Source organism: Streptomyces blattellae (assembly GCF_009709555.1).
GTDB classification, from domain to species: Bacteria; Actinomycetota; Actinomycetes; order Streptomycetales; family Streptomycetaceae; genus Streptomyces; species Streptomyces blattellae.
This window is the reverse complement of record NZ_WJBG01000048.1, coordinates 1-650: the sequence shown is the minus strand read 5'-3', so window position 1 is coordinate 650 and position 650 is coordinate 1. Positions and strand designations below refer to the sequence as shown.

Sequence of the window (650 nt, the reverse complement as noted above, 5' to 3'; positions counted from 1 at the left end):
ACCACGAAACACCAGGTCACAACAACCATCTGAGATCTCTATCGAACTCGGGGCGGTTCACAGGAACACCCACCATCGTTGTGCGTGAACCCGTGCCCGAAAAGAGCGTGCAGGCCGGATACCTAATCCCAAGGACCGCTCAGCGCCTGGACCTCACCTTCACCCCACAAGAACCCCCCACGGCACGCCTGCCGGTCATCATCCTCCCTGCGCCCCTGCCGATGGGAGCCGGCACCACACTCGTCGAACTCCTCCAGCAGATCGATGCGCCACTCGCCAACCGTGTCCCAGCCGCCAGGCCGTTCGCACCGGCCGTGCTGACCTCCCTCGTGACCAGCGTGGTGAGAAACCCTGACGACACACCCCAGTACCTCCTCCTGGCGGTGCCCCACCCCGCCGGCGGCCCACCCCATCTGCTCGCGGGCCGAATCCCCGCAAGCGCCGCCAACGAACTCCGCAGCCTCGCAAGGCGCCAGCCCGGTTGCTTGAGCAATCTCACCCCCAGCGCGGTCAACCCGGCCCTCCCGATCGAGTGGTGCCGAGTGTCCGACGAACGGCATACCGTCACAACCCGCCGCGACGACAACCTGAGGGGCCTCGCGTTCCACGGACAGGGATGCGACTGTTTACTTCAGGCGACGATTCGCAAC

The 650-nt window shown here is 65.7% G+C and carries 1 pseudogene; it reads left to right on the top strand.

Features of this window, described 5'->3' with window-relative positions:
* Positions 1-80 precede the first annotated feature (80 nt).
* Positions 81-650, top strand: a pseudogene (locus GFH49_RS39695) (ThiF family adenylyltransferase); the annotation flags it as partial.